Raw genomic sequence first — 25,764 nt, 5'->3', positions numbered from 1 at the left:
CCATCTGGAGTTACAACATTTACCATAAAAAGTTTTTCTGGATCTGCCATTTGACATCACCTTACTTTTCTAATAATGCTTTAGCTTCAGGATCACTCGGAGTTACACCCATTTGCTTTGCTTTTTTCAAAACATCTTCAATTGGGCCTACACTACGGAATGCGTCTTCTGGAAGATCATCTAAATGACCATCTAAAATCATCTTAAAGCCCTTAATCGTTTCTTTAATGGGAACATAAGAACCAGGCACACCAGTAAACTGTTCAGCCACAAAGAAGTTTTGCGATAAGAAGAATTGAACTTTACGAGCACGGCTAACAATAACCTTTTCCTCGTCAGATAATTCATCCATTCCCAAAACAGAAATGATGTCTTGCAATTCATGGTATCTTTGCAAAATATGCTGGACGCCAGTAGCGACTTCATAGTGCTCTTTGCCAACAATTTCAGGATCTAAGGCACTTGAAGTAGACTCTAACGGGTCAACAGCCGGGTATATACCTTGCTCAACTAAACTACGTTCCAAATTGGTAGTAGCGTCAAGGTGAGCAAAAGTAGTAGCTGGAGCCGGGTCAGTATAGTCATCAGCAGGAACATAGACCGCTTGAATTGAGGTAATAGAACCCTTCTTGGTAGAAGTAATTCTTTCCTGCAACTGACCCATTTCTGTTGCCAAGGTTGGCTGATAACCAACGGCACTTGGCATCCGTCCCAGCAAAGCTGAAACTTCCGAACCAGCTTGAGTAAATCTGAAAATGTTGTCGATAAAGAGCAGAACGTCTTGACCTTCAACATCTCTAAAGTACTCCGCCAGCGTTAACCCTGTCAGTGCCACACGCATTCTGGCACCAGGCGGCTCATTCATTTGACCAAAGACCATGGCAGTTTTGCTTAAAACTCCAGATGCTTTCATCTCAAAGTAAAGGTCATTACCTTCACGTGTTCTTTCACCGACACCAGTAAAAACTGAAATACCACCATGTTCCTGGGCAATATTATGAATTAGTTCTTGGATAATCGTTGTCTTACCAACACCGGCACCACCAAACAATCCAACTTTTCCGCCACGGACATAAGGCTCAAGTAAATCAATCACCTTAATACCAGTTTCAAGAATTTCCTGACTTGTTGTCAGCTCATCATACTTAGGAGCATCCTTGTGAATACTGTCACGAGGATGATCTTTTGCAAATTTAGGGCCATTGTCAATAGGATCACCTAAAACATTAAAGACCCGTCCTAAGGTATCATTACCAACCGGTACTGAAATAGGGCCACCAGTGTCTTCAACCTTCATTCCGCGTCTAAGACCATTGGTAGATTCCATTGCAATTGTTCTTAAAACACCATCGCCAAGCTCTAGTGTTACTTCGAGGACAACAGATTCATCGTCCGACTTAACGACGCGCAAAGCATTGTCAATATCAGGCAGATTTTTGTCAAGCGGGAATTTGACATCGACAACTGGGCCGATTACTTGAACAACTTCACCTTCACTCAAAACATCTACCTCCTTTTCTTAATTATTTCAAAGCGTTAGCACCACTGACAATTTCAGTAATTTCAGTAGTGATTTCTGCTTGTCTTGCACGATTTAATTTAGTAGTTAAACTCGAAACCAAATCATCAACGTTGTCCGTAGCACTCTGCATAGCAGTCATTGAACTGGCATGTTCAGCAGTTTTGGCATCCAGAATAGCACCGTAAATAGTGGAACGGGCATATTGGGGAATTAGTGTTGTTAAAACAGCATTAACATCAGGTTCGATATCGTATTCCAAATCTTGATGTGCTTCAGCTTCCTTGACACCTATATCAATGTCAACGATTGGCAACATTTTTTCAACCCGAAATGCAGATGACAGTGAATTGATGTGGTGAGTATAACATACATATAATTCATCATAAACTCCGTTCAAATACATTTTGATTGCAGTTGAAACAATTGGTAAAACTTCATCAAAAGTAGGTACGTCACTAATACTGTCATTTTCATAAACAACGTTCAGATTGTTTTTCTTAAAGAAATCAGCACCGACTGAGCCAACAGCCAAAACCTTAATATCTTTATGTTCAGCCTTCGAATCCTCAAACAATCCCATCATGTTTTTGATGACAGCACTGTTGTAAGAACCAACAAGACCGCGGTCACCGGTAATGACCAAATAACCAGTAGAATTGACCTTTTTGCGTGCTTGAACCATATCGGAAACAACACCCAAGCCAAAGACATTTTCATAATCGATTTTGCTAATGCTGTCTTCATCAATCGCAACATGTGCCTTACGCAAATGACTGACGACTTCAGCACTCATCAAGCGCGATAAAGTTTGCCGTACGTGATCATTGTAAATCGTGTAACCCTTATCCCGCTTTTCAGTTTGGTTTAACTTTGACGCCGAAACCATTCTCATGGCCTCAGTAATTTTACCAGTTTGCTTAACTGAAGCTATTTTCTTCTTCAACGCAAGTAAAGATGCAGGCATCTAACTACCTCCTATTTATTACTTGGTGAAAAACTATCCGCAAATTTAGAAATTGCTTCTTGTAATTTCTTCTCATCCGGCAATTCACCAGTCTTACGAATGTGCTCTAGCAAATCTGCATGATTAGTATCGAAATTGTCATATAACTCTTTTTCAAACCTGGCAATATCATCAACTGGAACGGAATCAAGATAGCCGTGAGTTAAGGCGTAAAGAATGATAACCTGTTTTTCAACCGGAATTGGTGTATGAAGTGGCTGCTTTAACACTTCAACCACCCTACGTCCACGGTTAAGCTTAGCTTGAGTTGCTTGATCCAAATCACTACCAAACTGAGCAAAACTTTCAAGTTCATGAAAGGCTGCCAGGTCGGTACGTAAAGTACCAGCAACTTTTTTCATAGCCTTAATCTGGGCACTACCACCAACACGTGAAACTGAGTTACCAGCATCAATCGCAGGACGGGTACCTGCAAAGAACAAGTCGCTTTGCAAGAATATTTGTCCATCAGTAATTGAAATCACGTTAGTGGGAATATAAGCTGAAATGTCTCCTGCTTCAGTTTGAATAAATGGAATGGCCGTCATTGAACCGCCACCAAGCTTATCACTCAATTTTGCACTACGTTCAAGTAAACGTGAATGTAAATAAAAGACATCACCCGGATATGCTTCACGACCAGGCGGACGACGAAGAAGCAAAGAAAGTTCACGATAAGCGACAGCTTGCTTTGATAGATCATCGAAAACCACCAAAACATCTTTGCCGTTATACATAAATTCTTCACCCATAGCTGTTCCGGCATATGGTGCTATATATAGCATTGGCGCAGGTTCACTTGGCCCAGCCTCGACAACTATTGTATAGTCCATTGCGCCAAAACGCTTTAAAGTTTCTACTTGTGCTCTAACAGTTGATTCCTTCTGACCAATAAAGACATAAATGCAAATTACATCCTGACCTTTTTGGCTCAAAATAGTATCAATTGCCAAACTAGTTTTTCCAGTCTTACGGTCACCAATAATTAACTCACGCTGACCGCGACCGATTGGCACTAAGGCATCAATAGCCTTGATACCTGTTTGCAGCGGTTGATTAACTGACTGGCGTTCCATAACACCCGGTGCCGAAGCCTCGATTGGACGAGTCTTTGACGTTTTTATCTCGCCAAGTCCATCAACCGGCTGCCCCAAAGGGTTTACCACGCGACCAATTAGTGCATCACCAACCGGTACACGCATAATTTCACCGGTTCTTTTGACTTGGTCACCTTCACGAATATCATCAAAATTGCCTAGAATAATGATACCAACATCATTTGATTCAAGGTTTTGTGCAATACCATATGAACCATTGTCAAATTCCAATAGTTCGTTGGCCAAAACATTGTTCAATCCGTGAGCCCGGGCGATACCATCACCTATGTATGTTACAACTCCAACTTCATTAATGTCGAGTTTATCATCATAGTGTTCAAGCTGCTGCTTGATTAAAGAGCTAATCTCTTCTGCTTTTATGCTCAATGGTTTCACCTCTTTTAATTTTTATTAATTAACTGCGCACGAATCTTATTCAGTTTGTTCTTGACTGACCCATCGATTACGCAATCACCAACTTTTAAAATTACGCCACCAATAATACTTTGATCAACTTCATTGGTGAGAATGACTTTGCGCAAATTAAATTTCTGAGCGTAACTAGTACCTAATTTTTGTAATTGTGTTTGATCCAACGCTACTGCTGAAACAGCAACTCCCGTTGCAATTTTTTGATTTTTATTATACAAATCATTGAAACAATTGATAATGTTCGGCAATTCCAAAAAATGATTATAATCCAGTAGCAGGTTCAAAAAATTTTGAACTTCTTCTGACAGACCTTGCTCAATCGCAGAAAGCGATTTTGCTTTTTCGGCACTATTAAAAATTGGGTCGCTAAAAACTTGCAAAATTTGTGGATAATTGGAAATAGCCTCTGCCAGTTCCTGCATATCTGCATGAACAGTACCCAAAGCAGCCATATCTTCTGCATAATCAAATAGTGCAGTACCATAACGTGCAGCAATTTCTGCTTTACTTAAGGCCATTATTTATTCAGCCCCTTAATAAATTGATCAACCAAATCTTTTTGGTCATCAGCAGATAAATTCTTCGCAATTACTTTTTCTGCAATCGTAACAGAAATATCCGCAACTTGTGCACGAGCTTCATTTACGGCATCTGCTTTAGCCTGTGCAGCATCTGCCTTTGCCTTCTCATGAATCGAAGCCGCATTATCATTAGCTTCCGCAACAATCTGCGTGCTGGTCTTTTCAGCATTTGCCTTTGCGTCAGAAAGAATTTGCGTTGCTTCTTGTCTTGAGTTCTTCAAGGCAGCTTCACGCTCATTAGCCAAAATTTCGGCTTTTTTGCGATTGTCTGCAGCTGAATCAAGATCATTGATTACCTTTTGGCGTCTTTTTTCCATCATGTCGGAAACAGGTCCCCAAGCATAATGTTTAACCAAAATAAGTAAAATTGCAAAAACAATTAAATACCAGATAGTATTACCCAGATAAATATGACCTGCCGAGGCTGCAAATAAAATTTGAAATGTCATTTACTGCCCTTCTCTCTTTTACCTAAATTATTTTAAATAAAATTAAACGAAGAGAATCAGGAAAGCAACAACAATCGCCAAAATAGGAACGGCTTCAATCAGACCAACACCGATAAACATTGTTGATCTCAAGTTACCAGCACTTTCAGGTTGACGGGCCATGCTCTCAACTGTCTTAGTGATAACTTTACCATTACCCCAAGAAGCTGCCAATGCAGCAATACCAGCTACAATCGCTGCTGAGATATATTTAAAAGCTTGTGACATATTTAAACCTCCAATAAATTATTCTTTTGTAACTTTTTTCCCAACATAAACCATGGATAAAGTTACGAAAACATATGCCTGGATAGAGCCAATGAAGACAGAGAATCCTTGCCAGATCATAGCAAGCGGTGCTGCTAACACCAAAGTGATAACACCAAAGCTAGGAGCAAAGCTATTACCTATTAAAGTTAATAACACTTCGCCAGCGTAGATATTACCATATAAACGCAAAGATAATGTCAAAAAGTTAGTAATTTCTTCAATCATATTGATCGGGAAAAGAAAACTAACAGGTTCGGCATAATTACGCCAGTAGCCACCAGTACCGAATTTCTGCATACCGAATGTGAATGAAAGAAGCAAGGTCATCATTGCAAACGACATTGTCGTTACCGGATCTGCTGTGGGAGATTTTACAAAAATATTGTCTCCCGCTTTAACCTCTAAGAAGAGGCCTAACTGGTTCATAAACCAAATGTAAATAAAAAGGACAAAAGCATAAAGCGAAAGGTGCTTTCGTGCATCAACATCACTAACATTGTCTTTAACAATTCCATCAGTAAAGTCAATCAAATATTCCATGATATTTTGCTTTTTATTTGGTTTCATCTCAACTTTTCTTGATAACCAGATGCAGACAAATAATACTACAGCTGCCATCAAAGTTGAGCCAATGATCCCAGAAAGATCAAATGTCAAACCCAGAAATTTAAAAACAAATGATTGCTCCAATTCTTCGTGACCTCCCTTCTCGTGCCCATATTATCGAACACTCATACAATATTAACACCATTCAATAATTTTGTGAAAAATGTAAGCGTATTTTGCAACTAATTTACATAAAAAAGATTATTTGGTACCAAATAATCTATCACCTGCATCTCCTAAACCAGGTGTAATGTAACCATTTGGCAACAATTTTTCATCTTCGGCAGCAGCATAAATATCGACGTCAGGATTCTCTTCTTGAATAGCTTTGACACCTTCAGGAGCGGCTACAAGAACAGCTAATTTAATCACTTTAACGCCCCGCTTTTTAAGCGCACCAATTGCCATATTAGCAGAGCCGCCAGTTGCAAGCATTGGGTCTACCACAAGACATTCACGCTCTGCAACATCTTTAGGCATTTTGCAGAAATATTCGTGAGGCATAAGAGTTTCTTCATCACGATACATACCAATTACTCCCACCTTGGCTGACGGAATCATTTCCATAACACCATTAAGCATACCGATACCAGCACGTAAAATTGGCACAATGGTCAATTTCTTACCGGCAATCTCTTTTTGGGTAGTCTTGCCAATTGGCGTTTCAATTTCAACATCTTTCAGAGGCAAATCTCTGGTAATCTCGTAAGTCATTAGCCCACCGATTTCACCAACTATTCTCCGAAACTCGTTGGAACTTGTTTCCTTACGCCTGATAATTGTTAACTTGTGTTGAATTAACGGATGATTCAAAACCGTAAATTTGCCCATCTTTTTCCTCCTATAAACATAAATACATTTACGTGTATTTTAATAAAAAAAGCAAAGGGTTTAAAGTCCCTTGCTACTAAAATTTTTACTCTTTAACATAATGATGACCTGCAGCCGCTTTATTAAGCCTATTCATATATGCCAAAGTACTCTCGCTGCCACTAAATCCCTGCACAAAAATTTGCTTGATTTCTGGTTTATCATCGAAGTAGCGTAAACCACCAAATAAATTATGGTCAGCCTCTAACAAGTTTTTACCTAAATTAAATTTATTTGCGGCCGGCAGCTTAATTTTTTCCAGCACATCTGTTAATGCCATTACTCCTGTTGCACTTGTTAAGTCAATGTTTGCAAAGTCTTCTGGATCATCAACCACGACTACGGGTGCACTCGGAGCATAATGACGGTATTTCATTCCTGGGGCCTTGGGAACATCTTTATCAGCAACTTTACCACTGTTAATCAAAACTGTTTCACCCAAAACCTGACTTAACTCTGCGGGAGTAACTGCACCAGGACGTAAAACAATTGGCGTAGCTACAGACAAATCAATAATCGTTGATTCCAACCCCACTTCTGTGGGACCGCCGTCAATAATTCCTGCAATTTTGCCCTTTAAATCATGATAGACATGCTGGGCTGTCGTTGGGCTAGGTTTAGTAGAAGTATTTGCGGAAGGTCCGACAATAGGGTAACCCAATCGACTGATTAATTCATGAGTTAAGTCATCATTGGGGCAGCGAAAGGCAACAGTATCAAGGCCACCAGTTACAGCTTTAGGCAAACTGTGAGGTTTAACATAAAGCAGAAGAGTTAAAGGACCTGGCCAAAATTTTTTGATTAATTTTTGAGCACGTTCTGGCACTTCTTTAGCATAATGAGACATCATTTGAGCATCAGAAACGGTCACAATTAACGGATTGTCACTAGGACGTCCCTTAGCCTTATAAACATTTTTTACAGCCTGTTCATTTGTGGCAATGGCACCCAAGCCATAGACTGTTTCTGTCGGAAAAGCAACCAATTCACCCTGAGCGAGTAATTTGACTGCATCATCTATTTGATCCTGTGAAAAAATTTTTGTTTCCATTATTTATTCCACTTTCCCTTAACCATACGCGGTTTTCCAGCTAAATCTTTTCTAAATTCTATGGTAAAATCCGGCAGCTCTCGTCCAAATAACTCTGCCAGCTGGTCTTTTTCACTAAAACCAAACTCTAAGAAAAACTCTCCCCCGCTGTTTAAGTGATCACGCACTTGTTTGACAAACTTCTGGTAAAATTCTATACCATTTTTCCCACCAAAAAGCGCTTTTTGGGGTTCATTTTGCAATACATTTTGATCCATCATATCTTTTTCCGTTTCCTTTATATAGGGAGGATTAGAAATGATTTTATCGAACTTTTCCAGGCCAATTAAAATGTTTGCTTTTCTAACAGTAACATCAACTTTATGAATCAAAAAATTTTCTTCACTAGTTCTTAATGCAGCATCAGTGACATCAGAAGCATATAAATCAAGATCGGTAATCTGCTCTTTAGCAGCCTCTTTAGCTAGAGCTACAGTAATGCAGCCAGAGCCTGTTCCTAAGTCAAGTACTTTATCACCACTAGTCAGATTTGTTAAAGCCCATTCTACTAGTTCTTCAGTTTCAAAACGGGGAATTAAAACTCCGCGCTGCACTAAAATCTTGTAGCCAAAAAACCAGGAATAACCCAATACATACTGAGGTGATATCCCTTTAGCCAACTTGCGCACGTCTTTTTGTGCCTGTTTAATTTGGTCCGGTGATAATTCCATGTCCTGTTTTAACTGAAATTCACTAGGACTCAGCTGCAGTCTTTCAGCCAGTAAAAAAGCGATATCTTCCGGTCTTTGTTCTGGTGCAGTTTCAGCAGCCCAGATTCTTAGGCTTTTTAAAGTGTCAATCTTAGACATTCTGTTCAGCCAACTCCTCCAATTGCTTTGTTTGATTATATAAAATCAAAGCATCAATGATTTCATCAAGTTCACCATTCATTATCCGGTCAAGCTTATTAAGAGTCAAACCGATACGGTGGTCAGTTACCCGGTTTTGCGGGTAATTATAAGTTCTGATGCGCTCAGATCTGTCACCAGTGCCCACAGCATTTTTTCTCTTAGCATCATACTGATCACGGTTTTGACTTTCATAGTAATCATAAACACGCGATTTCAAGATCTGCATGGCTTTCTCCCGGTTTTGCTGTTGACTTCGCTGATCCTGCATTGCCACTACAATGCCCGTAGGCAAGTGAGTCATTCGCACAGCACTGGAAGTTTTGTTAATATGCTGGCCGCCAGCACCACTGGAGCGGTAAACATCAACTCTGATATCTTTGGGATCCAAGTCAAGGTCAACCTGTTCATATTCTGGCATGACGGCAACCGTAGCCGTTGAAGTATGAACGCGGCCTTGAGATTCAGTTACCGGAACACGCTGCACGCGATGAGCGCCATTTTCATATTTTAATTTAGAATAGACTTTATTACCGGTAATCATGATGGCAACTCGTTTATAGCCACCAACTTCAGTTGGCTCACTGTCAACGATAGAAATCTGCCAGTTTTGTCTTTCTGCATATTTTTCATACATTCTGAGCAAGTCTCCGGCAAACAAGGAAGCTTCATCACCACCAGCTGCCCCTCTAATTTCCATAATAATGTCTTTATCGTCATTAGGATCTTTGGGCAGCATTAATATTTTGATTTCATCTTCAAGTTTTGCAATATCTTGCTCTAACTCGTCATTTTCATCTTTGGCCATATCAACCAAATCTGAATCACTTTCGTTTGCAATAATATCCTTATTATCAGAAATTTCTTTTTTATCAGCCTTATATTTGCGATATTTTTCAACTACATCGCGTAAATCTGCCTCTTCCTTAGAAACTTCCATGTATCTTTTGGTATCATTGATAACTTCCGGGTCAGCCATCATTTCTTGTAATTCGTCATAATGAGCAACAAGACTTTCAAGCTGTGCCATAATTTTATCCATGTTGTTCTAATCCCTTCCTATCTTGTTTGATGAGGGTGAAAATAATGAAACCGACAAACTGGATAATAACTTTCATCCCCGCCAATTTGAACCTGTTCACCCTCGTAAACTGGTTTACCATTATGTATCCGTTGATTCATTGTAGCCTTTCTACCGCAGTAGTGGCAAATTGTTTTGATCTCTTTTATTTTATCAGCAAAAATCAACAAATTCTTGGTTCCTTCAAATAAATTATTTTGAAAGTCATTTTTTAAGCCGAAAGTCATGACAGGAATGCATAAGTCATCAACAATTTTGGCACATTCTACCACATGATGACGTTCCAAAAACTGAGCTTCATCGACAAAAACACAGGCGATTGCGCCATCACCTTGTGCCTTTTCTTCTTCATTTAATTTTTTTATATAAGCAAAAATATCAAAATCATGGTCGATCGGAACTGCCTTTCGCTGAAGTCCAATTCTTGAAGCCACAGTGCCTACACCGCTACGATTATCAATTTTACTGGTTAACAAAGCAATCTTGCGACCCTGAGCTTCATAGTTATGAGCATCCTTCAGTATTTCTAAAGTTTTGCCGCTGCTCATCGTGCCGTACTCAAAAAATAATTGTGCCATTTTTGCTCCTTTGTTTCATTTAAAATCACCTAACTTATCTAGTATAATGTAAAAATAAAATATGTGTAGTTAAATGGTTATAAAAACTCGTTTTCGGTTTATGGCTATGCTATAGTTGATAATGATTTTAAAGCGAGGGGAAAATATGAGTTTTAAATCTGTAATTGCAAAAAGTGCGGGTAAGTCAAGCTACTGGTTTTTACATAATGTTCTAAAAGGTGGGACTAGTTTTCCCGGCAAATTGGCAATGGAGCTGGATCCTGAAATTTTAAAAACACTGGCTGAAGGTTATGAAACAGTTGTTGTTACAGGAACAAATGGCAAAACCATGACTACAGCGCTAATTGTGGCGGCATTAAGAGAAAAATACGGTGATGTCCTAACCAACCCTTCAGGTTCCAACATGCAACAAGGAATTGTAACGGCTTTTTTAGCTCATAAAAAGAAAAAAGCGGCAAGACCAATTGCGGTGTTAGAAGTTGACGAAGCTAATGTCAAAATGGTGACGGAATTACTTCACCCCAGCGTGTTTGTTCTTACGAACATCTTCCGCGACCAAATGGATCGCTATGGGGAAATCTACACTACTTACGAAAAAATTGTGGATGGAATTAAATTAGCTCCTAAAGCTACTATTATAGCTAATGGTGATGCCAGCATCTTTTCTTCAGTCGACTTGCCTAATCCGAAAATTTATTACGGTTTTAACCTTTCAAGTGATGAGCCGCAAAATGACAGTAAGGCTCCTGTCAATACTGATGGCATCTTATGTCCTAATTGTAATCATATCTTACATTATCACGAGCGTATTTATGCCAACTTAGGAGATTTTTTCTGCCCTCACTGCAACTATCACAGACCTGAATTAACCGATTCTGTGAACAAGATTATTGAGCAGTCACCGAATAAACTTGTGTTTCAAATGGGCAGTAAAAACTATACTATTAACATTGGTGGTACCTACAATATTTATAATGCCTTGGCTGCTTATTCAGTGGCGCGCTATTTTAACCTCAGTGAAGATGAAATCACTCAGGCTTTTGCTAAAAACAAGCGTATTTTTGGTAGACAAGAGTTAATTAAATATGAAGGAAAAGAAATTGACTTGATCTTAGTTAAAAATCCGGTTGGTCTAGATGAGGTGCTGCACATGCTTAACACTGAAAAAGATGATTATTCATTAGTAGCCTTGCTTAATGCCAACCACGCTGATGGTATCGACACTTCCTGGATTTGGGATGGTCAGTTTGAAGACTTGAATCACGATCAAATTAAAAAAATCCTGGTTGGTGGAGAGCGTTGGCACGACATGGGCTTTCGTCTGGAAGTTGCCGGCTTTGACCCCGGTAAAATGGTTACCTGCACAGATAATGAGGAAGTAATCGCCAATATTGCCAATTTGCCGACGAAAAAGGTTTACATTTTGTCTACCTATACCGCTATGCTCTCTTTACGTAAAACCATGGCTGATAAGAAAATAATTAAGGCTGGGATGTAAAAAATAGTCAAATAATTATTGTTTTGAATAATGGCAATTAAAAACCCGCAAAATGTACGAATAAACATTTTGCGGGTTGTTTTTATTTTGTATTTTGTTTATAATTCAAATTTTAAGAATTAATTTATATTTTTATAGGATTGTAATTCACTGAACTTATCTTATTAAATGACAAATGACTAATATCAACTTCAACATCTTTATCATCAAATACTACTAAATTATAATCTTGATTTTCCTTTGATGTCATTGCACTACCGTACTTTATTCCACTATATTGTGATTTTATAACATCACTTATATATTGAGTGGGTAAATAATCTAAAGAGTTGTATTGACTTCCACTTGGTTTTCTCATATCCTCACAAATTGAATTAAGAATATCGCGATTTATTTGGTAGTCAATTAAAAATTCTGGATCCATACTACTACCAAATACTGAAATGTTATCTAGTTTCGTTAAATCAACAATTTCTAAATCTTTCTTTAATGTAAATTTCCCAGTTACTACCACATCTCCAACAGCGGGTCTAATTTCATCAATTGTTAACGACTTATTACTTGATAAATATAAAACTCCTATTCCAGTAGAATTTAGTCTGCCAGCAGAAACAAGATTTTTAGGGGGTATTTTCATATCTCCACTTTGATAATTTTTTCTTTTATTTTCATGATCTATTCTTGAACGATAAAAAATTGTCCCTGCCTTTATAATAATTTTCGTCCACTCTAAAAATTTTAAAAATATATCCGGCCGAAAATAATTATTATAAAATCTATTATGATATTTTATATCTTTACAAAAATCCTTCCAGCTATGATTGCCCAGTATTGATCGATTACATCTTTCACTTTTCGATTCCAACTGTGGAATTATTGTAATTGATGCCACTGGAAAATTATTATTAAAGAGAGCAGTCAAAAATTTTTGTATTTCTTCTGCATTAATTGCAAATATGTTCCAATCTTTTTCCAACGAGCTAAAAGTATTTGTTAAATGAACAGAATTTTTATATTTTTCATCTACATCTTCTTCATAAACTGACAAAAGATTCTCAAAATCATCCTTAAGTCCAATATCTGAATTAGTATCAAAAATATAATCTATTTCATTATGAATGTCACAAACATCTTTATGGTTAATTCTTTTAATTCTTTCTATTATATCAGTATCTTTAAAACATTTGACACAAACTTTCATTTTTTTCTTTCATCTAAATATCTATTCATAATTTCTAAATGATGCATAATTGAGTATTTTTTTAGTACCCCTAATCCGTGATACAGTTTGGTATCATAATTTTCTCTTAAAATATCAGCTCCCAATGAATGATTTTTCTTAGGCTGCCTATCATACCAAACTGCAAATTTTTCGAGAGCCTCAAGTACCTTACCATTTGGATCCCTAATATCCGCATTACTATCAGAAGTAAAGTGACGAATTCGAAGTTCATCCTTGTCACCAAAATAAACTAAATGTATTGAAACAGCTAATGGTGCAAAACCATGGTCATTGTACTCCTTTCCAATTATTGAATAATCACTAAAACCAAAGTAACCAGCGTTATTAAAGATTTGATGATCTATTGAAAATAACTCATCTTTCTTTTTTAAATAATCTGCGTTACGTTCCTGTTTATTAAACTTGTCATCTAATAAAATAAGCTTTTTTGCATTTTGAAATTTCATTTTAAAAGATGTATTATCTGGTATTATTTTAAGCACTTTATCGTTATCGATTTTTGAAACATCTAAATTAAAAATATCCGAATCTAGAAAAACAGCCGCAGTTTCTTCAGTAGACATTTTTTGTAATATATCAATATCAGACTGCGATTTTATGATTCTACCTTTGATAAAGAATTTGCTGTTCCTAGCATCCTTAAATTCTTTTGTATTAATTTTCTTATAGGATCCCACCTGAGCGTTTTGAATAGCAACAAATTTTTTCTTGTTATCTATCATGTACAGCACTAGTCTTTCAAATTGTGACTTTTCATTTACAGGCTCAATAATCGGCACAATATTATTATTAATCTTTTTATTCTTAACTAGTTCTTCAATCGCCTTTAATTCAAATAATTTTCCGCGTAAGTATGGAAAGTACATAATTTTAACCCCTTTCACTCATATTTTTCCTGTAGTCTCTGATTTAGTTCTTCAATTTGTTTTTTCCGATAATCGGAAAAATAAATTACTTCTCTTAAGGCAGGAGAAAAACTTAATATTAACGAATTATTATCCTTATATTTATTTAGATAACGGAGTTTAAGCATAGTAGTTAATTCCTGCTGAGCTACCTCAATCGGTAGCTGTTTAAATATTTTTAAGCTATCTCTAAAGTAATGAAAATCATCTGCGCTTGATAATTTACCAAAATATTTCAACAAAATTTCTTCATATTCTTTTTTTCTCAATATTTTGAATATTACTGTATGATCAAGAAGATTATTGTATTCATTTGCTTCTCGAATTTTCTTTATAGTATTTCTTTTAGTTAAAACATATAATCCTACATTTTTATTAAGTACAGCTTTTTCCACTTTTTTTAGATGAACTTCATCCATAATGACGTTAACATAAGTAAATGCTTTATAATAATCTTGCAGTTGGCCTGTTAGTCTTTTTAGGCTATCTAGTCCACTTTTTATTTCAAAAACTTGAGCTTTACCATTTATTAGAATGAAATCAGCAATTGAATTACTGATCGGGAGTTCTCTAATTGCACTAGTTGTATTTAAGCTATGTCTACCAATTAATAAATTATTTAATAACTGATTCTTATAATAATATTCATTACGATAATTTCTTTTCATGAAATTATAAATGGCGTTAAAAGCGTCCTCTTGAGTTTCAATTTGCTTTGAAAGAGAATACTTATCAATTATTATTTCATTGATCACACTTTTTCCGCTAGTCAAAATTTGATTTATATTTGTTTTTGTGAAAACACGATTAATTAGAGAATCCATTATATAACTCCTTTAAAAATATTATAAATGGCTATTCTTACAATCTCAAGTGGTATTAAACCTAGTGTGGATAAGTCTAATTTTTAAAAGAGTCAATTAAAGAAATAAGTTAAGACTCTACGCATAGTTTTGTGCTAAGTTAAAGATCTTGACGTTGTTTTCTTGTGCTATTTTTTCGTTAAAGTTGTGCGCCACTTCAATAACAATTGAAGGCAGTTGGTAAATTAAGCGGTGTACTTCATCAGCATTTTGATGATCCAGGCTAGAGGTAATTTCATCTAGTAAAAAGATCTTCTTATGACGCAGCAGTCCTCTGGCAATGGCCAGTCTTTGCGCTTGTCCACCTGAAAGATTGCTACCTTGTTCTTTAATTTTAAAATCTAATGCTTTGCTACCAAGCTCTTTGCCTAAACCTACCTTATTTAAAGCAGCAACTAATTCTTGGTCTGTGAAATTTTGCAACAGAGAAAGATTTTCACGAACTGTTCCTGCAAATAGCCAAATATTCTGTGAAATAAATACAAAATCTGAATACTTCAATTTGTGTCCGCCAAATTCTACTTCACCTTTTTCAATTGGAATATATCCTGCTATTGCATTTAGCAGGGTCGATTTGCCAATACCCGAAGGTCCTGTAATAATCATTTTTTCGTTTTCACTTAGGCTCAAAGACAGGTTTTTAAAAATTTCCCAGTCACCACGTTTAACCGACAGGTTTTCAACAACCAGTTTATTGTCAGCTCCTGGCTGAGTAATTTCTTGATCCGTTTTTGTTTCAGTCCAAGAAATCTTTCTAATTCCTTCTGTACTTTGAATTTGAGTTTCAAAATTAGTTAGCTGCCGAAAGCCACCAACCACGTGATCCGCAGTCAGAGTCAAGGTAAGAATCGTACTTACTGTGACCCCTAAGATGCTGTTTTTGGCCATCCAAAGCCCTATGAAAATCGGAGTTAAAGTTATTAATATGGCAAATAGCCAGGAAATAAACTGCAGAACATATTGGAAAGCATTTAATTGGTAATATCTTTGTTCCTCATTATGCAAAGAATGATCAAATTTCTGCATAAATAGTTTTTTAACACCAAAATTCGTAATTTCAAAGCGTCCTGCAAATAAGTCACGTGTGATCGCTAAAAAGTTTGAATTCGAGTGACTCCACATGTCTGTCTTAATTTTCATCTTTTCTTTACCCAAATAACTGGGAAGAAGTGACAGGAAAGAAAGAGCTAGATAAACAAGACCTAAAACTGGATTAGTCATTAATACTACGACTGTAGAAGATATGACTGTCATCAAACTTTGAAAAAGCAATAAAAGCGGTTCAAAATACTTTTCCTCTATCTGTTTGGAAATACTAGTCATGTTGTTCAAAACATCAGATGAATCTAAATTCGGATTGTTAAATGAACTGGCAAAATTTGCTCTGAAATATATAGCCTTTATCTTTTCATTTAAAAATTGAATTGCTTTTTGCATTAACAGGCAAAATAAGAAAAGAGAAATATAAACGGTTAGATATGATAAAACTGCGGCAATTCCAAATACGATTAAACTGCGACCATCCTTGACATTAAGCCTGGGAATATAACCTAAAATGTAACCATTTAATACTCCTTCAAAAGAACTAGTAACACCAAAGATAAATAAACAAAATATCATCCATGGTTTGAGATTGCTTAAGACCCACCTTACTGTAACATTTACTTCTTTTTTATTCATGGCTTTACCTCACCCTTCAAAATTATTCTTTGTTGTTGTGTATTATTAAAACAAAATTAAAATGAGTTAACAATATGTTTTGAGTAAGAGGTCGAAATTTGTAACTAAGTGGGCTAATAAATAGGTGTATGAGAAAAAATGAAATTCTCTAAGAGGAGGAAATAAGCTTATAAAGTAGAGGACTTTCTATTATCTCCAAACCAATTGACAATATTCGTAGAAACAAAAAATACACAACTCTATTTAAGTAATAGAGTTGCGAACAAGTTTATTACAGTAAAAACAGTCTTCAAGTTTTATTTAGGTAGTATTTTTTAGATCAAATGGCAACTAAAATTTAAATACACCTACAAAACAAGATATTACAGTATCTGAAGTCAAATCCTATTTCAGAAGTTACTTTTAAAAATTAGACTTTTTGATAAAATTGTTTTTATCTACGATATAAAAATTCTGATTCTTCATTGTTACTGAATTACCATATGTATTTATGTTCAAACCCTTTTTCAGAATTTTCTTACTCTTTCGCTCCGCGTATTGATTATAAACATAAGAATTATGTTTCAGATTATGCTGTGTGCCGTCAATATTACCGGTAGCTATAAGCAGACCATTTTCAAATTCGTAGTAACTTCTATTGTTAATTACTCTTTGACCAGTAACTTCAATAACAGAGCCCGCAATGACAATTAGTCCATTAGCCCTAGCACCATTTTCATCGTATAAATATGCATTATGCATGACGGTTTTCTTGACCGTTGGTTGTGTTGAAGTTTTTAAGGCTTTATTAGCTGGTATCTTTTCAGGTTTATTAATGTTACTTATATTTAAAGTTATATCTTTAGTCTTTACAAAACGGTTTCTAGATATAATGTAATAACTTAGTCCTTGCATAGTGACTGGTGCACCATAGGTTTTAATATTTTCACCTTTTTCGAGCTTAACAGCTCCTTTAACATGTTGGCCATACTGATTATAAATATTGGCATTGCGTTTCAATTTTTGAACAGTCGGTTGTACGTTACCTACAGCAACATAATATTGTTTATTATTATCAACTATTTTATAAAATTCTCGACCAGTGATAGTTGTTGTGCCATATGTATTTACTATTGAACCAATACCTAAAATAATCCCATTAGCGCGTTTACCATTATCATCATAAAAATAAGCATTATGCATTAAAGTCACTTTTTGGCTATTACCAGGAACAACATCATTGTTATTATTTTCTTTTTCAGTTTCTTTATTATTATCTATCTGGTTACCAGTTTCAGTGGGAACAGGTGTTTGAATGATATTGGGATTAGAGCTGTCGTTATTATTTGGCGGTGTAGTTTTCTTTTTCCAAGTGTATGCCCTGATATTAATGTTCCATCTTGGGTCTTTTGAAGTAAATCCTTAGTTGTTAACTGGGGTTCACGATCATTTCCAACTAATCTCCATTTATTGATAAAATTATCTTTGTTTGGTGTTATTGCAGGATTGGGTTCACTTAAAGCCGTCTCTTGTTTTAATTTTGTCTTCGTACCTAGTACTAGAGTCGTAATTCCGGACACTGGTTTTGGAACAACTTTTCAAATTTCAATAATAGCTATCATAACTGAAACATCATTTGCGAGCATATTTGTCATATTTTTTGTTTTGGTAGTATCAAATGAGCTGAGGTCCAAATAATCAAGACTAACTAAATAGCTAAGCATGTCTTGCATATTGATGACATTTTCAGTATTAAAATGACTTAGGTTTAATTCAGTCAAGTTATAATCACCATGGAACATGTTTTCCATTGAAGTTACTGAACTGGTATTTAGATTTTCAATACCTTTAATTTTGCTTAAATCAGCACAACCATTGAACATGTACGTCATATCTTTGACATTTTTCGAGGTAGCCGCAAACTTGCCGCCAACATTTAAAAGACCATCATTTCCGTCTGAAAACATGTCAGTAAACATATAGCCCATGTCTGTTACGGACGAAGTATCCCAAGTTGATAAATCCAAAGATGTGATTTTACTGGCATAAAACATACCTCGCATATTTGTTACCTTTGAAGTATCAATATTATCAAGGCCACTAATTTCAGTAAGATTGGTTAAACGTTGGTTTTTTTCGTTTTGTGGGTCTTTCACGTATTCAAACCAGTATTGAAAATCACCTTCTAACTTGAGAGGCTGCTCAAATTCAATTCTTTTTACACTTTTCAAAATATCTTGGTCTGCAAATGCGCCTTCATTTTTGTCAACATCTTTTATCGTTCCACCTTCAATTTTCAAGCAGTTATTAGAAGCATACTTCCATTCCGCACCGTTTTCTCCCCATTTACCACTCTTAACAATGGTTGGTCCATCTTGAGGTTTAATTTCTCCTTCACCCGTTTTGGTATTTTCATTATTTGTGGAAGTTTGATTTTCAAGAGAGGATTTTGCGTTACCATCTAGATTAATATTTTTTATATGTTGCAGTTAATCTTTCGTTTTTTCACTAGTTAATTGATCTCCAGTTATACTATCAGCTTTAATGACAATATTGTTAGATAAAAATAGTATTCCTAAAGTTGCAGCAACTACACTGCTTTTTATTAAAGCTCTTTTTGTTATCTTCGTATTCATATTATTATACCCTTAATTTAAAGTACCTAAATAACTTATTTTATATTCAAAAATTACTATAAAACAAAGCTTTATCAGTGCATTTGTTATTGCTTAATTATAAAATATATGAATAGTATATAAATATAATATCAACATGTATAAAATTAAGACATTACCAGTTTTTATCAATAATTAATTTTTTCTCACATTAAATCAGTTTATGTAATATTACATAAATTTCAAAGTTAACTGCCAGCTAGTCGATATTTAGCAACTTTACTAAGCCAATAACTGTCCAACTTTGGCGGACTACCTCAATTTATATGTATATGTAACAAAAGACCCTTTATTTTTCACAGACTAAAGTTTGTTAAATAGATATACTCTCAACTTCTTACTTATGTTGAATTTATAAAATTTTTTCAGTAAATTACTAAAACGCTTTGACACATATTAGTGAATATACTAATATGCAGTTATAGCAATAAGCAATTGCAGAGGTTGATTTACTTAAATAATTCAATAGAAAATTAGCAAATTTTTTTAATTTAATTTCAGTATTAGATAGGTTTTATTGCTGTGACAATGTTTGAAATAATAATAGAACTAACTAAAAAGAGACATTATTCTCTGGCCAAGGTTAACGACATGGCTGGGATTGGAACAATTTCTATTTATGCGTAGAAAAGATGTATACCCAGTATAAACAAGTTACAAGAAGTTGCCGAGATCTTATCTACTCCCATGAGCTGTCTATTTGGATATACTGATAATCCTTCTAAGGATAAGGATTCTGATGTAATAGACTTGTACATGACCAAGCATTCTTTTATTGATGTAATCATGTTCCCAAAAGTATTTGAAAATAGTGAAAGAAGTAATGAATGCTGATATTGATGAAGAAGATAATAACGGAAAGCAGCTCAATTAAGTACATGCTTGATTTTTCAGCAAACACAACAATGCACAAGACAAGCCATAAGAAACTGGGTTTACGTTTCTGAGGAATAGGATAATTTCAGTCATTTTTGACACGAAGAATCCTAATAAATTTGACTTCGTTCTTGGCCATAAAATTAATCACATAGTTAATGAAGACTACCATATTGGAGTCATTGACTATTGTAACAATCTGTCAACTTCAAAAGAACGTAAAGCGGATTCATTTTTTTGGAATTGGTTGTGAATACGCTGTTTAACAATTCAAGCACTTTCAAAGAACTGGTGTTTTTATAACAACAATACGGCTTTTTTTATTAGAAGTTTGATGATAATGTAAAGTTTTGTTAAAAATTTATTCTTTTATAATGTCAAAGTAATCGTTATGCTAATTTAAAAAATCAGGAGTATTTTATGAATCATTCAATCAATTTTAAAAATCCTAATACAGGAGAAATCAAAAAAGTTGGTCAAGGAGTTAATTGGGCGGCATTATTATTCAACATTTTTTACTTAATCTATAAAAAAGACTGGAAATGGTTTGTGATTTTTTTTCTTGTCGATTCAATAATAATTTTTACGCCATGGAATAGTGCATTATTTTTAACTAATGTAATACTTTTTGTTTTTTACAATAAAATCAAATACAAAGAACTTAAAGCTCAAGGATGGATTTTAGTCGACAAAGATTCTAAAGAAGAAGCAACTGTTCAGCAAGAGGCAGTCAAGCCATATTTAACTAGAAAAATAGCTAAGCAACAAAACAGTAATCCTCTCGATGGAGAAACTGATGGAGAAAAAAAGTCTAATTATAAAAAATCGCTCTCAAAAAATATTTCATTTTTTGATTTCTTCCATGTTAGGAAAGTAAAGAAAGAATTAGAAGTTGCAAATACGGAAAATAATAGTTTAAAAAAAGAACTAGAAGAATTAAAAATAAAAAATAATAGATTAAAAAAGAAGGCTCATTTAAAATTAAGCGTCAGCCAAATGAAACCAGGTGAACTGGATAATCTTATTGAAAAAAAGACATGTAAAATAAATGATCTTGATAAAATACTGCTAAATAAGAAAAATGAAGAAGATAATCTTACGACTAAGATAAAGTCACTTAATAAAAAAGTTACTGAATTAAATAGTCAAATTGTAGACTTATCAGATGAAATACTTTATGAAAATTATGGGCTTTATAAACCTCGCTATGAATTTTCAAACTCAAGTACATATAAGGGCAAGCTATCTGAAGTTCGCTCTGATCAAAAAGCTATGATTCGAAATTATACAGCTGGTGAAATTTTTAGGCCCATGACACTAGATAACTCTTTAGCTAAAGGAAAATCGTTGCAAAAGAAAAATATTAAACAGTTGGTTAGGTCATTTAATGGAGAATCCGAAGCTGCAATTAATAAAGTGACTAAAGCTAATATCGAAACTATAGAAAAGAAAATAAACACGTCATTTACCCAATTAAACAAATTAAATGAACCCAATGGAGTCCGGTTAACTACTAATTATCTTGATAGCAAATTGGATGAAGCGCACATTGCAATTGAATATGAATTAAAGAAAGAAGAAGAGAAAGAAGAATTACGTGAGCAAAGAGAAAGAGAGAGAGAAGAAAGAAAACTACAAAGAGAAATTGAATCCGAGCGTGCTAAGTATGAAAAAGATGAGACTCATTATTCTCAAGCAAAAGAACGTGTAGCGGATAAACTAAGGAATACTACAGATACAGCTGAAGTTTTAGCTCTCAAACATGAATTGGAGAAATTACAAGAAAAGCTCGATGACCTTCGCCAGAGAAAAGAAAAATTAAACGATAGAGCTTCAAACCCTACAGCCGGATATGTTTATATAATTTCTAACATTGGTTCTTTCGGTAAAGATGTTTATAAGATTGGCGTGACTCGGAGATTAGATCCAATGGAAAGAATTAAAGAACTTGGAAGTGCTTCGGTACCCTTTAATTTTGATGTGAATGCAATAGTATTTAGCGATAATGCATTTAAATTGGAAGCTGAGTTACATAAGCGATTTGATACTGAAAGAGTAAATAGAGTTAATAAACGAAAAGAATATTTTAAAATTCCAATGAATAAGATTAAAGAAATGCTTGCTGAGCATAAGGAATTAACCTTTAATTTCAACGAATATCCTGATGCTTATGAATACCGTGACACTCTATATATTGAGAAACATGAAAAAGATAAACAAGATTAATAGAGAAGATATGACCCCCGAAATTGAAACAATTTTGGAGGTCATATTTTTAAGTCTAATTTATCTAAACAAGCTTTAACTGCTTTAATAGCGCCTGTAGTAATATTTTTAGCATATTCAATTCTATTATTTGTTTTAATGCCTTTAAATCTGTCTTTAGTTCCTCTTATAAGATCAGCTTTTTACATCTTCTCTATATTCTATTTTAAGTCTCTCTATTTAGTTAACACATTATTTTTTATATATGGTTCTCAGTTTTATTCAAAATATGAGGTCTAATATGAAGTTTTTAGCCCATTTTGAGCTAGTTTCAGAAAATTTGAAAAAACAAAAATGCCTTTATACCAGTGTTTAAACCACCTGATATAAAGGCAAAAATGTAATTATTGGGATATCCGGGCTCGAAATATTAGACCCGTTATGCCTTTTATATCAGTATTTTAAACAGGTTGCTCGGAATATGAAGTCTGATATGAAGTTGATTTTAACCTTCCATATACCTTTCAAATTCTGTCACGGTTACCTGTTCGCTTTGTTTGGTTACATGAGTGTAAATATCCATTGTGGTTTTCATGGATGAATGCCCAAGCCTTTTTTGTACATCTTTCATTGATGCACCAGAATCAAATAGCAAGGATGCATGAGTATGCCTAAATCCATGAACTGTAATATGTCTAAGATGGCCATGCTCACAGATGCTATTATTCCATTGTGTAGGCTGCGTTGGTTGATTAGGCTTATTTTGCCAAGTCGGAAAAACCAAGTTATTTGTACTAATAAAATTATACCCCAGTTTCAGCATTTCTTTTTGTTGGCGTGTTCTCCACTCTTTCAACATACACATAGTCTGCCTGTCCATTTGAATGGTTCTTACACTACCACGTGTTTTTGGTGTAGAGATATAAAGTCTATTATTAATGCCCTTGCTTACCGATTTATCAACTTTTATTTTACTATGCATAAAATCTATCCTATCCCATTTTAAAGCCAATGCCTCGCCTTTACGCATCCCTGAATAGGCTAATAATCTAAAGAATACATAATACATAAAATTTCTTTTCTTAGCACAGCATAGAAATTGTTTTAATTCTTCCTTAGAATAAAAATTATCAAATTCTTTGGGTTGCTCAATATACTTTGGTCTTACAACTTTTTTCATTGGGTTCTTATCAATTAATTCAAGATCAACAGCATAGTCTAGCATGCGAGATGCATAACGTATATACCGCTTGTAAGTTTTATGAGACACTTCAAACCATTTATTTACAGCACTTTGACACTGGAAAATGGTAAGCTTATCTATATAAATATTACCTAAGTCCTTAAGAATATGATTATCGAAAATTCTAAGTGCGGTAGCATACGTACTTTCCTTAACCGTAGTTTCATAGGTCTTAGACCATAATTTAAACAAGTCCTTCATGGTGTAGCGCCTTTTGGTAAGTGGTTCATATTCACCATTAAGGACTTTTATTTTGTATTCATAGTATGACTTTTCTGCTGCATCCCTGGTCTTAAAGCCTTGTTTTTTTATTTGAATCGTATGACCGGTCGTATCATTTTTACCTACATAAATATTAAATCCGTATCTACATTGACCACTAGGTGTGGTGTACTCTTTAATTTCATTATCCATGTTTAATTAATTCCCTTCTAAACATTAGAAGGCGTGCAAGTGAACTAATCTTAAATATTTAACATGTGATTATTATATTTACGCAATATCATTTCACAACTAAGTTACTTAATGAAATTAGTAATTAGTTTTACTAAAATCTATAAATGGTTCTTCATCTTCATCTATAAAAATATGTTCATTGATAAAATCCTGCCTTTTTTGTAAAAGCTCTTTTGGTGGTTCTATCCATTGTTTACTATCTTTTTGATCCTTATCGTCTCTCTCTAACTTAAGTAATTTAGTAGCAAGCGCATCCCTGAGAGCATCTACTATATCCTCTTTAGTAGCATCTAAAGGTTTAGTAATTAACCATTTAACCGCAATACTATTAAAGATAAACGAGAAGTTTTCATTCCAAAAATCAATATTATTAATTTCTTTCTCGGATAATAGATTAAATCTTGGTTCATCATATGGCAATAAGCCCTGTGCTATGCATATCAAATCCACGTTGAATGAAACTTCGGAGATTTTTTCACTATAACTTAAAGAACTTTTCTTAGATTCAGAGATATAACTATTTTTTAAGACTTCTAGAATTTCTTTTTGGCTATAGGCACCCTTAAGCATTAAAGTTGGTACTTTCATTACGTTCGATAAATATTTCCACATTGTTTCAGTTGGACTGTTTATTGAATTCTCCCATCTTGAAAATGTTGGGATAGTTATTGATTTTAATTTTTTATTATTTAGAAATTCGTTAAATTCATGTACAAATTGACTTTGTGACAATCCATTTTTATTCCTAAACTCTCTAATTCTATTAGTCATATTCCCTCACCTCAAAACTAATTTCTATAATCTATAGAATAATTCATATTACAAATATTTGCAATGCTGTATTGACTTACAAATATTTGTAATATATAATTTTGCTATAGCCATTACAAATATACGTAACAGAAATAAGGAGGAAATTTAATGATTGAATATTTCACTTATAAGGAAGCTATGAGCTATTTAGGTATTAATTCTTATCAGGGATTACGAAATTTATTTAGTGAAGGATTACCAATTATTCAAGTTGGAAAAACTAAAAAGATTAGCAAATCTGCAATTGATGAATTCATGAAAGAACATCAAAAAGTAATTAATGATTAAGGAGAAAAAGCTATGGAAAGAAAGATCAAAGTAACTAGTGAATTCGACAATAAGTTTATTCAAATGGCAACAGAAAGTCTGGATATTTTTAATTGTCTGACTATTCTTTCAGACAAAATAACTGAAATAGAAAGTCCTAGCGACTTAACACTAAATCAGTTAAACGAAATATCTGCTTTAACAAATGTAATTAAGAGTTTTACTAAGCGTTACAGCGACTTAGTAAATGATTCATACATGCTAACTTATTGCCGAGAGGAATAAATCATGGAATTTAAATTAGACCAAGAACAAAAAACAGACCTGCAAAACTATGTTTGTGGTCTGATTAAAGACAGTCTTAAAAAAGCAGCATCCCCTCAACAGCCATATTTAAACCGTGTAGAGATTGCAAAGTACTTTGGTGTAGCTCCATCTACTATAACTTATTGGGCCTCTCTGGGGATGCCAGTGGCTATCATTGATGGTCGCAAACTATATGGTAAGCAATCCATCACTAAATGGATTCAGAGCAAAGAAAAAACCGTTTCTTAGACAACCACGAAAAAGAAAACGTTATTTAGATAATTATAAC

The 25,764-nt window shown here is 34.5% G+C and carries 27 protein-coding genes; 5 read left to right on the top strand and 22 right to left on the bottom strand.

All coding sequences use genetic code 11. The features are described from left to right. Positions 1-61 precede the first annotated feature (61 nt). From atpD to Q0R51_RS06030, 12 genes are all read right to left on the bottom strand, one after another. Positions 62-1,501, bottom strand: a complete 1,440-nt coding sequence (gene atpD, locus Q0R51_RS06085) for a F0F1 ATP synthase subunit beta (RefSeq protein WP_294757388.1) — start codon at positions 1,499-1,501, stop codon at positions 62-64. A gap of 22 nt (positions 1,502-1,523) precedes the next feature. After that, positions 1,524-2,486 carry a F0F1 ATP synthase subunit gamma gene (locus Q0R51_RS06080; protein ID WP_294757386.1) on the bottom strand — a complete coding sequence of 321 codons (963 nt, stop codon included), beginning with the start codon at positions 2,484-2,486 and terminating at the stop codon, positions 1,524-1,526. 11 nt (positions 2,487-2,497) lie between these two features. Further along, positions 2,498-4,009, bottom strand: a complete 1,512-nt coding sequence (gene atpA, locus Q0R51_RS06075) for a F0F1 ATP synthase subunit alpha (RefSeq protein WP_294757384.1) — start codon at positions 4,007-4,009, stop codon at positions 2,498-2,500. A 14-nt stretch (positions 4,010-4,023) separates the two neighbouring features. After that, the gene (gene atpH, locus Q0R51_RS06070; protein ID WP_294757383.1) at positions 4,024-4,572 is read right to left on the bottom strand and encodes an ATP synthase F1 subunit delta; all 549 of its coding nucleotides are present in this window, start codon (positions 4,570-4,572) and stop codon (positions 4,024-4,026) included. After that, positions 4,572-5,084, bottom strand: a complete 513-nt coding sequence (gene atpF, locus Q0R51_RS06065) for a F0F1 ATP synthase subunit B (protein ID WP_294757381.1) — start codon at positions 5,082-5,084, stop codon at positions 4,572-4,574. Before atpF ends, atpH begins: the two co-directional genes overlap by 1 nt. A 42-nt stretch (positions 5,085-5,126) precedes the next feature. Beyond that, complete coding sequence (gene atpE, locus Q0R51_RS06060) at positions 5,127-5,351, bottom strand: F0F1 ATP synthase subunit C (RefSeq protein WP_034981200.1); 225 nt, start codon at positions 5,349-5,351, stop codon at positions 5,127-5,129. A gap of 18 nt (positions 5,352-5,369) precedes the next feature. Further along, entirely contained in the window at positions 5,370-6,083 is a 714-nt protein-coding gene (gene atpB, locus Q0R51_RS06055; protein WP_046324709.1) for a F0F1 ATP synthase subunit A, read from the bottom strand. A 117-nt stretch (positions 6,084-6,200) separates the two neighbouring features. Continuing rightward, positions 6,201-6,830: a uracil phosphoribosyltransferase gene (upp, locus tag Q0R51_RS06050; RefSeq protein ID WP_046324708.1), complete on the bottom strand. Its 630-nt coding sequence runs from the start codon at positions 6,828-6,830 to the stop codon at positions 6,201-6,203. Positions 6,831-6,915: 85 nt separating this feature from the next. Continuing rightward, on the bottom strand, positions 6,916-7,920 hold the full coding sequence (locus tag Q0R51_RS06045) for an L-threonylcarbamoyladenylate synthase (RefSeq protein ID WP_294757377.1): 1,005 nt from the start codon (positions 7,918-7,920) through the stop codon (positions 6,916-6,918). After that, a complete protein-coding gene (gene prmC, locus Q0R51_RS06040) occupies positions 7,920-8,768 on the bottom strand; it encodes a peptide chain release factor N(5)-glutamine methyltransferase (protein ID WP_294757376.1) in 849 nt (282 codons plus the stop codon). Before prmC ends, Q0R51_RS06045 begins: the two co-directional genes overlap by 1 nt. Beyond that, positions 8,761-9,849, bottom strand: coding sequence for a peptide chain release factor 1 (gene prfA / locus Q0R51_RS06035; protein ID WP_294757374.1), 1,089 nt, complete (start codon positions 9,847-9,849; stop codon positions 8,761-8,763). The genes prmC and prfA overlap by 8 nt, the downstream gene beginning before the upstream one ends. 17 nt (positions 9,850-9,866) lie before the next feature. Then, entirely contained in the window at positions 9,867-10,466 is a 600-nt protein-coding gene (locus tag Q0R51_RS06030) for a thymidine kinase (RefSeq protein ID WP_294757372.1), read from the bottom strand. Positions 10,467-10,611: 145 nt separating this feature from the next. Between Q0R51_RS06030 and Q0R51_RS06025 the strand changes: the two genes are divergently transcribed. After that, complete coding sequence (locus tag Q0R51_RS06025) at positions 10,612-11,964, top strand: Mur ligase family protein (protein ID WP_294757370.1); 1,353 nt, start codon at positions 10,612-10,614, stop codon at positions 11,962-11,964. A gap of 124 nt (positions 11,965-12,088) precedes the next feature. Here Q0R51_RS06025 and Q0R51_RS06020 read toward each other — a convergent pair whose 3' ends face one another. From Q0R51_RS06020 to Q0R51_RS05985, 8 genes are all read right to left on the bottom strand, one after another. Beyond that, positions 12,089-13,165, bottom strand: a complete 1,077-nt coding sequence (locus Q0R51_RS06020; RefSeq protein WP_294757369.1) for an RES family NAD+ phosphorylase — start codon at positions 13,163-13,165, stop codon at positions 12,089-12,091. Beyond that, positions 13,162-14,091, bottom strand: coding sequence for a sce7725 family protein (locus tag Q0R51_RS06015; RefSeq protein WP_294757368.1), 930 nt, complete (start codon positions 14,089-14,091; stop codon positions 13,162-13,164). The genes Q0R51_RS06020 and Q0R51_RS06015 overlap by 4 nt, the downstream gene beginning before the upstream one ends. Next, positions 14,088-14,936 carry a sce7726 family protein gene (locus Q0R51_RS06010; RefSeq protein WP_294757366.1) on the bottom strand — a complete coding sequence of 283 codons (849 nt, stop codon included), beginning with the start codon at positions 14,934-14,936 and terminating at the stop codon, positions 14,088-14,090. The genes Q0R51_RS06015 and Q0R51_RS06010 overlap by 4 nt, the downstream gene beginning before the upstream one ends. Positions 14,937-15,053: 117 nt before the next feature. Continuing rightward, entirely contained in the window at positions 15,054-16,655 is a 1,602-nt protein-coding gene (locus tag Q0R51_RS06005; protein WP_294757363.1) for an ABC transporter ATP-binding protein, read from the bottom strand. A 402-nt stretch (positions 16,656-17,057) separates the two neighbouring features. After that, entirely contained in the window at positions 17,058-17,837 is a 780-nt protein-coding gene (locus tag Q0R51_RS06000; RefSeq protein WP_294757362.1) for an SLAP domain-containing protein, read from the bottom strand. Between the two features lie 74 nt (positions 17,838-17,911). Beyond that, a complete protein-coding gene (locus Q0R51_RS05995; protein ID WP_294757361.1) occupies positions 17,912-18,214 on the bottom strand; it encodes a hypothetical protein in 303 nt (100 codons plus the stop codon). Positions 18,215-18,232: 18 nt separating this feature from the next. Further along, positions 18,233-18,934, bottom strand: coding sequence for a BspA family leucine-rich repeat surface protein (locus Q0R51_RS05990; RefSeq protein ID WP_294757360.1), 702 nt, complete (start codon positions 18,932-18,934; stop codon positions 18,233-18,235). Positions 18,935-19,123: 189 nt separating this feature from the next. After that, positions 19,124-19,270, bottom strand: a complete 147-nt coding sequence (locus Q0R51_RS05985) for a hypothetical protein (protein WP_294757358.1) — start codon at positions 19,268-19,270, stop codon at positions 19,124-19,126. Between the two features lie 1,335 nt (positions 19,271-20,605). On the opposite strand from Q0R51_RS05985, the gene Q0R51_RS05980 reads away from it, so the two are divergent. Beyond that, on the top strand, positions 20,606-22,411 hold the full coding sequence (locus Q0R51_RS05980; RefSeq protein ID WP_294757357.1) for a DUF4041 domain-containing protein: 1,806 nt from the start codon (positions 20,606-20,608) through the stop codon (positions 22,409-22,411). A 484-nt stretch (positions 22,412-22,895) separates the two neighbouring features. On the opposite strand, the gene Q0R51_RS05975 is transcribed toward Q0R51_RS05980, so the two are convergent. Together Q0R51_RS05975 and Q0R51_RS05970 are read right to left on the bottom strand one after the other, a co-directional pair. Beyond that, positions 22,896-24,047: a site-specific integrase gene (locus Q0R51_RS05975; protein WP_294757356.1), complete on the bottom strand. Its 1,152-nt coding sequence runs from the start codon at positions 24,045-24,047 to the stop codon at positions 22,896-22,898. 117 nt (positions 24,048-24,164) lie between these two features. Continuing rightward, positions 24,165-24,860, bottom strand: a complete 696-nt coding sequence (locus tag Q0R51_RS05970; protein ID WP_294757355.1) for a DNA-binding transcriptional regulator — start codon at positions 24,858-24,860, stop codon at positions 24,165-24,167. A 150-nt stretch (positions 24,861-25,010) separates the two neighbouring features. Here Q0R51_RS05970 and Q0R51_RS05965 point away from each other — a divergent pair, with 150 nt between their 5' ends. From Q0R51_RS05965 to Q0R51_RS05955, 3 genes are read left to right on the top strand one after another with little or no spacing between them, the layout of a single operon-like run. Continuing rightward, positions 25,011-25,190, top strand: coding sequence for a helix-turn-helix domain-containing protein (locus Q0R51_RS05965; RefSeq protein WP_294757354.1), 180 nt, complete (start codon positions 25,011-25,013; stop codon positions 25,188-25,190). Positions 25,191-25,202: 12 nt separating this feature from the next. Further along, positions 25,203-25,454: a hypothetical protein gene (locus Q0R51_RS05960; RefSeq protein ID WP_294757352.1), complete on the top strand. Its 252-nt coding sequence runs from the start codon at positions 25,203-25,205 to the stop codon at positions 25,452-25,454. Between the two features lie 3 nt (positions 25,455-25,457). Next, on the top strand, positions 25,458-25,724 hold the full coding sequence (locus Q0R51_RS05955; RefSeq protein ID WP_294757350.1) for a DNA-binding protein: 267 nt from the start codon (positions 25,458-25,460) through the stop codon (positions 25,722-25,724). The last annotated feature ends 40 nt before the right edge of the window (positions 25,725-25,764 follow it).

It is taken from the genome of uncultured Lactobacillus sp. (genome assembly GCF_946477725.1).
Taxonomy (GTDB): domain Bacteria; phylum Bacillota; class Bacilli; order Lactobacillales; family Lactobacillaceae; genus Lactobacillus.
This window is presented reverse-complemented; position numbering and strand designations above follow the sequence as displayed.

Coding starts and splice junctions, on each gene's coding strand:
- prfA (WP_294757374.1), bottom strand. CDS start 9,849: ATGGATAAAATTATGGCACAGCTTGAAAGTCTTGTTGCTCATTATGAC.
- Q0R51_RS06025 (WP_294757370.1), top strand. CDS start 10,612: ATGAGTTTTAAATCTGTAATTGCAAAAAGTGCGGGTAAGTCAAGCTAC.
- Q0R51_RS05965 (WP_294757354.1), top strand. CDS start 25,011: ATGATTGAATATTTCACTTATAAGGAAGCTATGAGCTATTTAGGTATT.
- Q0R51_RS05955 (WP_294757350.1), top strand. CDS start 25,458: ATGGAATTTAAATTAGACCAAGAACAAAAAACAGACCTGCAAAACTAT.
- atpH (WP_294757383.1), bottom strand. CDS start 4,572: ATGGCCTTAAGTAAAGCAGAAATTGCTGCACGTTATGGTACTGCACTA.
- atpE (WP_034981200.1), bottom strand. CDS start 5,351: ATGTCACAAGCTTTTAAATATATCTCAGCAGCGATTGTAGCTGGTATT.
- Q0R51_RS05985 (WP_294757358.1), bottom strand. CDS start 19,270: ATGAATACGAAGATAACAAAAAGAGCTTTAATAAAAAGCAGTGTAGTT.
- Q0R51_RS06020 (WP_294757369.1), bottom strand. CDS start 13,165: ATGAAAGTTTGTGTCAAATGTTTTAAAGATACTGATATAATAGAAAGA.
- Q0R51_RS06005 (WP_294757363.1), bottom strand. CDS start 16,655: ATGAATAAAAAAGAAGTAAATGTTACAGTAAGGTGGGTCTTAAGCAAT.
- atpF (WP_294757381.1), bottom strand. CDS start 5,084: ATGACATTTCAAATTTTATTTGCAGCCTCGGCAGGTCATATTTATCTG.
- Q0R51_RS06045 (WP_294757377.1), bottom strand. CDS start 7,920: ATGGAAACAAAAATTTTTTCACAGGATCAAATAGATGATGCAGTCAAA.
- Q0R51_RS05980 (WP_294757357.1), top strand. CDS start 20,606: ATGAATCATTCAATCAATTTTAAAAATCCTAATACAGGAGAAATCAAA.
- Q0R51_RS05975 (WP_294757356.1), bottom strand. CDS start 24,047: ATGGATAATGAAATTAAAGAGTACACCACACCTAGTGGTCAATGTAGA.
- Q0R51_RS05970 (WP_294757355.1), bottom strand. CDS start 24,860: ATGACTAATAGAATTAGAGAGTTTAGGAATAAAAATGGATTGTCACAA.
- Q0R51_RS06000 (WP_294757362.1), bottom strand. CDS start 17,837: ATGCATAATGCTTATTTTTATGATGATAATGGTAAACGCGCTAATGGG.
- Q0R51_RS06010 (WP_294757366.1), bottom strand. CDS start 14,936: ATGGATTCTCTAATTAATCGTGTTTTCACAAAAACAAATATAAATCAA.
- Q0R51_RS05960 (WP_294757352.1), top strand. CDS start 25,203: ATGGAAAGAAAGATCAAAGTAACTAGTGAATTCGACAATAAGTTTATT.
- Q0R51_RS06080 (WP_294757386.1), bottom strand. CDS start 2,486: ATGCCTGCATCTTTACTTGCGTTGAAGAAGAAAATAGCTTCAGTTAAG.
- Q0R51_RS06030 (WP_294757372.1), bottom strand. CDS start 10,466: ATGGCACAATTATTTTTTGAGTACGGCACGATGAGCAGCGGCAAAACT.
- upp (WP_046324708.1), bottom strand. CDS start 6,830: ATGGGCAAATTTACGGTTTTGAATCATCCGTTAATTCAACACAAGTTA.
- prmC (WP_294757376.1), bottom strand. CDS start 8,768: ATGTCTAAGATTGACACTTTAAAAAGCCTAAGAATCTGGGCTGCTGAA.